Origin of the sequence: Ferruginibacter sp. (genome assembly GCF_031430955.1) — a bacterium.
Classification (GTDB): domain Bacteria; phylum Bacteroidota; class Bacteroidia; order Chitinophagales; family Chitinophagaceae; genus Ferruginibacter.
The window spans coordinates 1-5,770 of record NZ_JANPCM010000722.1; the positions used below are offsets into that span (position 1 = coordinate 1).

General features: G+C 36.2%; 7 protein-coding genes. 5 read left to right on the top strand and 2 right to left on the bottom strand.

The annotated features are described in order from the left end of the window. Positions 1 to 871, bottom strand: an 871-nt coding sequence (locus ACY65O_RS20630; protein ID WP_462222748.1) for a S1 family peptidase, incomplete at its 3' end; no start/stop codon positions are given. Further along, positions 861 to 1,427 carry an RNA polymerase sigma factor gene (locus ACY65O_RS20635; protein ID WP_462222749.1) on the bottom strand — a complete coding sequence of 189 codons (567 nt, stop codon included), beginning with the start codon at positions 1,425 to 1,427 and terminating at the stop codon, positions 861 to 863. The genes ACY65O_RS20630 and ACY65O_RS20635, both read right to left, overlap by 11 nt. Before the next feature lie 134 nt (positions 1,428 to 1,561). On the opposite strand from ACY65O_RS20635, the gene ACY65O_RS20640 reads away from it, so the two are divergent. The 5 genes from ACY65O_RS20640 to ACY65O_RS20660 all read left to right on the top strand — a co-directional run bounded on the left by ACY65O_RS20640 (position 1,562) and on the right by ACY65O_RS20660 (position 5,640). Next, positions 1,562 to 1,750: a hypothetical protein gene (locus tag ACY65O_RS20640; protein ID WP_462222750.1), complete on the top strand. Its 189-nt coding sequence runs from the start codon at positions 1,562 to 1,564 to the stop codon at positions 1,748 to 1,750. Positions 1,751 to 2,040: 290 nt separating this feature from the next. Beyond that, positions 2,041 to 2,871 carry a prephenate dehydratase gene (locus ACY65O_RS20645; RefSeq protein ID WP_462222751.1) on the top strand — a complete coding sequence of 277 codons (831 nt, stop codon included), beginning with the start codon at positions 2,041 to 2,043 and terminating at the stop codon, positions 2,869 to 2,871. 2 nt (positions 2,872 to 2,873) lie between these two features. Then, positions 2,874 to 4,043, top strand: a complete 1,170-nt coding sequence (locus tag ACY65O_RS20650) for a pyridoxal phosphate-dependent aminotransferase (protein WP_462222752.1) — start codon at positions 2,874 to 2,876, stop codon at positions 4,041 to 4,043. A gap of 78 nt (positions 4,044 to 4,121) precedes the next feature. Next, positions 4,122 to 5,042, top strand: a complete 921-nt coding sequence (locus ACY65O_RS20655) for a prephenate dehydrogenase (RefSeq protein ID WP_462222753.1) — start codon at positions 4,122 to 4,124, stop codon at positions 5,040 to 5,042. Between the two features lie 118 nt (positions 5,043 to 5,160). Next, positions 5,161 to 5,640: a GNAT family N-acetyltransferase gene (locus ACY65O_RS20660; RefSeq protein ID WP_462222754.1), complete on the top strand. Its 480-nt coding sequence runs from the start codon at positions 5,161 to 5,163 to the stop codon at positions 5,638 to 5,640. Positions 5,641 to 5,770: the final 130 nt, after the last annotated feature.

Consider the following 5,770-nt stretch of genomic DNA (forward strand, 5'->3'; position numbering starts at 1 on the left):
GTACCGGTCCACCGCTGTTGCCATGGTCAGCAGCAATTGAAATTTGGTAAGTAAGGGTGTCGCTTTTATAACCTGTTTCGCTGCTTAAATATCCCTCGCCATAAACAATCTGATCTTTAGGATAGCCCATTGTGTAAATTGGTTCAGCAAGACTTACAGATTTTTTAATGCTGTACGGCAGCGATTTATAAGGAACGAAATCTTTATCATCTATTTTTAACACCGCAATATCACGGGTGTTATCCATCATACAAACAGTGGCTAAAAATTGCTGGCCTTTTTCGTTAGTAGCTACAATAGTTTTTCCTTTTAATACGTGGGCATTGGTAATTAAGTAACCCTGTGCATCAATAAGAAAACCTGTACCGCCTGATATTGGCGTTGCTTTAGGATCGATCTTGCTTTTTAATGCATTCAATTCTTTATTAGCGATGGTTTGATCTTGCTTTATCTTATTTAATTCCCTGCTAAGTTTTTCTGTTTCGGGGTTTGTTTTATTATTATAAACAGAAGTTAACCCTGCTGTTAAAATAGAAACGATACCTGCGATAGTTGCTGCTACTGCGGCAATACGCTTGTATTTTTTCCACATAAAAACTACTTTGGTTTTACCCTGCAGTTTAGATGGATTGATGGCGCCTTCTTCTGTTAATTTAATTTCAGTTTCATTAAGCGAATGCTTAAAGTTTTTTATGCTGCCGTAATTTTCAACTTCGTTAAGAAAAAAAGTATGCTCCACCACCATTTGATCCACTTCCGGGTTTGTTTTGCGTAACTCTTCTAAAAAAGTTCTCTCCTCGGCAGACATTTCTCCCTTCAGGTATCTTTCTACAGCATCTAATAGTAAAGTGTCGTCCATATTATTGTCCATTTTTATATTGTGCAAAAAATAATTTCTTCAACCGCATCAGGCATTTATATTTTTGGGTTTTTGCATTATCGGCATTGGTGTATCCAAAATCGGCTGCAATTTCCTGCATGTGCTTCTTTTGAATATAATAAGCATCCAATAAACTTTTGCAGGGCTCCCCAATTTTACTCATGGCTGTTTCCATTAATGTAAAATCGGCATTTCTTTTTTCATGCGTTTCTAAATCCTCTTCTACCTGCACTGTTTCTTCTACATTTTCCAAACTGCCGCTGTACCGCTGCATTTGATTAAGCCTTTTTAACCAAAGCCGCCTGCAAACTGAATATATATACGTTTTTAACTGGCTGCTCAGTTCAAAACTGTCCGACCGGGACTTTTCAAACAATACAATCATCGCCTCCTGAAAAATATCCCTTGCATCGTCCTGGCTACCGCTGTTATTCAGTATAAAAGACTGAATCATAGCGAAATTGCTCCTGTAAATGGTTTCAATGGCCTGTTTATCGTTTGCTGCCAGTCCTTTTAATATCAATTTTTCTTCTTCTAAAGTACTCACCCGGTTTATATTAATACGGTTAACTATTATTTGTAACCCAAAACAACGAAAAATTATTTATTAAATGATGGGTTACCTTTTTTAAAATCCAGTATAAATATCAAATTATAATTTTAAAATTTAAAAAAACAAAAATGAAAAAAGCAATCTTAGCATTCGCAGTAGTATCTGTATCTTTTGTAGCTTGTAACAACGGTGAAGAAAAGAAAGTTGAAGAAGTTAAATCTAGCGATACAACTGTAGTTGTAGCTAAAGACACAATGACTGTTGTAAAAGATACTACAGTTAAAATGACTACTACTGTTGATACTTTGAAAAAGTAATTAGTAGCCGGCTGATTGCCTGTCCTTATGCCGGTCATAAATTTTTTACATGACAAGCAATCGTTAAAAGTCCCTCTTAATTTTTTTAGGAGGGATTTTTTTTTGTTCATTTGAGGTTGATTTGTTATTTTTGAAATTCAATGATAAACAAAGGCAACCATAGCTTCTTTTATTTTAGCTACTATTTTATAAATAGACCGGGAGCCTTTTGTTAAAAACTGAATAAATAAACAGACTAACATAAAAAGAATCCCGGCTAAAAAGGCCGGGATTTTTGTTTAACCAACTTTATGGGCAAAAGTATTTCTATACAGGGTTTCGAAGGCAGCTTTCACCAGGTGGCAGCACAACAATTTTATGGTAAAGAAACTGAAGTGATTTGCTGTGCCACTTTTAAAGAGGTAGTAAAAGTTGCTGTCGATAAAAAACAAAGCGATGGTGGTATAATGGCCATTGAAAATTCTATTGCAGGCAGTATTTTGCCCAATTATAATTTACTCTTAAAAAGTAATTTAAAAATTGTGGGAGAAGTGTACCTGCAGATAAATCAAAATCTTTTGGTAAACCCCGGTGTAAAACTGGAAGATATTAAAGAAGTACATTCTCACCCAATGGCCATACAGCAATGCTTTGGCTTTTTAGATAAATACAACTGGAAGTTGATTGAAACCGAAGACACTGCCTTAAGTGCCAAACATATTCATCAGCATAAAAACAAACATGCAGCAGCCATTGCCAGTAAGCTGGCGGCAGAGTTATACAGTCTTTATGTAATTGCTCCAAACATTCATACGCTAAAAAATAATTACACCCGCTTTTTAGCATTGCAGCGGCAGGATGTGGCAAAAGAAATTATTGATGCAGATAAAGCGTCTATTAATTTTTTTACCGACCACTCTAAAGGCAGCCTGGCAAAAGTGCTTACAAAAATTGCAGAAGCAGGTATCAATCTTTCCAAATTGCAAAGCATGCCCATACCCGGCAGCGATTTTAAATATTCTTTTCATGCAGATATGGAATTTGATAATGCTGCTCAACTGAAAAATGTTATTAAAAAATTGGAGAATTTAACGGATGAATTAAATGTGCTGGGAGTTTATAAAAACGGAAAAATAAAATAAGTATGGAGATTGCAAAACGTTTAGAAGGCATTGGCGAATATTATTTTTCTCAAAAATTGAGAGAGATTGATGCTATGAATGCAGCTGGAAAGAATGTGATCAGTCTTGGTATTGGCAGTCCAGATTTACCCCCACATCCTGAAGTAATAAAAGTATTACAGGAAGAAAGTGCCAAGCCAAATACACACGCTTACCAAAGCTATAAAGGCAGCCCGGTATTAAGAAACGCTATTGCCGACTGGTATAAGAAATGGTACAACGTAAATTTAAATGCTGATACAGAAATATTGCCATTGATTGGAAGTAAAGAAGGCATTATGCACATCTGCATGACCTATTTAAATGAAGGCGATTTTGTTTTAATTCCTAACCCCGGTTATCCAACTTACAAAAGTGCCGCTACCATTGCCGGCGCAAAATGCATGGAGTATAATTTAACAGAAGAGAATAATTGGTTGCCCGACTTTAATGAGATAGAAAATAATTTGTACGTTAACCGGGTAAAACTAATGTTTGTTAATTATCCGCACATGCCAACAGGGCAATTAGCCAGTTCATCCATGTTCAACCAGCTTATAATATTTGCAAAAAAATATAATATTCTTATTGTGCATGATAATCCTTATAGTTTTATTTTAAATGATGAGCCTGTAAGTTTGTTGAGTATGGAAGGTGCAAAAGATTGTGTGATCGAATTAAACTCGTTAAGCAAAAGCCACAACATGGCAGGCTGGAGAATTGGAATGCTCTGCGGTGCAAAAGAAAAAATTGATGCGGTGTTACGTTTTAAAAGTAATATGGATAGCGGAATGTTTTTGCCCCTCCAATTAGCCGCAGCAAAAGCATTAACATTAGAAAAAGACTGGCACGATTCGATAAATAAAATTTACAAAGCAAGAAGAGAAAAAGTTTTTGAATTATTGGACTTATTACAATGCAGTTATTCAAAAAACCAGGCGGGTATGTTTGTGTGGGCAGCAATACCTTCAAATTATAAAGACGGGTATGAGTTAAGTGATAAAGTATTGTACGGTTCAAATGTTTTTATCACACCCGGCGGAATTTTTGGCAGTGCAGGTAATAAATATGTAAGGGTAAGTTTATGTTGTAAAGAAGAGAATATTGATGCGGCGATTGGTAGAATAAGGGAATTGGGAAATAGTAATTTGTAATTGGGTTTGCGGAGAGTGTACAATTAATAGCAGCCTATAAATAATTATTTAGAAAGAAAGGGCATTCAAAAAACAAAAATGGCGGAAGAAAAAATAGAAACTTTGAATAACTCCCCTTTAGGGGATGGGGGTACTGTTGCTATCATCGGCGTAGGCCTCATTGGTGGTTCAATGGCATTGGCTTTAAAAGAAAAAGGAATTGCAAAAAAAGTAATTGGTGTGGGCCGTTCGGCAGCAAGTATTGCCAAAGCAATTGAACTGGGTATAATTGATGAAGCACTGCCTTTGGAAGAAGCAGTTAAGCAAGCTGATTTTATTTATGTTTCCATTCCTGTTGATGTTACCATACCGGTTGTGCTGCAGATTATGGATTTAATAACTGATAAACAAATTGTAGTTGACGCAGGCTCAACAAAATTTGCTTTGTGCGATGCATTGAAAGATCACCCGATGCGTAAACAATTTGTTGCAACGCACCCCATGTGGGGTACAGAATACAGCGGGCCGGAAGCTGCCGTAAAAGGCGCATTTGCAGGAAGGGCTTGTGTAATTTGTGAAAAAGAAAAAAGTGATGCAGGTGCTTTACAAACTGTAGAAAATATTTATAAAGCGGTAAACATGCACTTAGTTTATATGGATGCGGCTAATCATGATATTCATGCAGCATACATCAGTCATATATCGCACATTACTTCTTTTGCATTGGCCAATACCGTATTGGAAAAAGAAAAAGAAGAAGATGCCATTTTTGAAATGGCCGGTGGAGGTTTTGAAAGTACCGTGCGTTTGGCAAAAAGTAACCCTGCAATGTGGGCACCCATTTTTATGCAGAACAAAGAAAATGTTTTAGATGTTTTGAATGAACATATTTCTCAGTTAAGAAAATTTAAAGCTAGTTTGGAAAAAGAGAATATGGAATATTTAATAGAGTTGATGGAGAATGCAAATAGAATAAAGAGAATTTTGCCCCCTCCATCCCCTCCCGAAAAATCGGGATAAATTACGGGGGAACCAAGTAGAAGAACAAAGCGTAGGGTGAGTCACTCCTTAAAGAGTGACTCACCCCCCCAAAATTAGTAATGAGGTAGCAAAGCCAAAAGAAGTAAACTTAATTGATATGATTTTTAGAGAAGCACAAACAAACGACATTAAACAAATACAGGTTGTTAGAAATGCAGTAAAGGAAAATACTTTATCAAATCCCGGGTTGGTTACAGATAAAGATTGCGTGGAGTATTTAACCCTCAGAGGCAAGGGCTGGGTTTGCGAAATTGATAATACTGTTGTAGGTTTTGCCATTGCCGATTTAATTGATAATAATATTTGGGCATTATTTGTGCATCCGGATGTTGAAGGAAAAGGCATTGGAAAAACTTTACATGATATGATGCTGAACTGGTATTTTGCCCAGCAAAAAGAAATGGTTTGGTTAAGTACTACACCCAATACAAGGGCAGAAAAATTTTACCGGATGCAGGGATGGAGAGAAGTGGGGTTGTTTGGCAAAGGAGAAATTAAGTTTGAAATGAAAGCTGGTGAATGGGAGAAGAGTAGAGGCGAATTAAAGGCGTTGAATAAAGCTGAAAATGTACAATAGTGCGACGCCAATGAAGCAAAATAGAAAAAAAATGTTAGGCTCAAAAAAAATATTTAATAATTAAAATCAAAATCCCCAAAGTGTACACAGGGGTTTACAATTATGCAAACACAAACACAATCAATGAAAG

What these genes read in the sequence shown, in the direction of transcription:
- ACY65O_RS20650 (WP_462222752.1), top strand. Translation starts at nt 2,874, where the DNA reads ATGGAGATTGCAAAACGTTTAGAAGGCATTGGCGAATATTATTTTTCT.
- ACY65O_RS20640 (WP_462222750.1), top strand. Translation starts at nt 1,562, where the DNA reads ATGAAAAAAGCAATCTTAGCATTCGCAGTAGTATCTGTATCTTTTGTA.
- ACY65O_RS20655 (WP_462222753.1), top strand. Translation starts at nt 4,122, where the DNA reads ATGGCGGAAGAAAAAATAGAAACTTTGAATAACTCCCCTTTAGGGGAT.
- ACY65O_RS20660 (WP_462222754.1), top strand. Translation starts at nt 5,161, where the DNA reads ATGATTTTTAGAGAAGCACAAACAAACGACATTAAACAAATACAGGTT.
- ACY65O_RS20645 (WP_462222751.1), top strand. Translation starts at nt 2,041, where the DNA reads ATGGGCAAAAGTATTTCTATACAGGGTTTCGAAGGCAGCTTTCACCAG.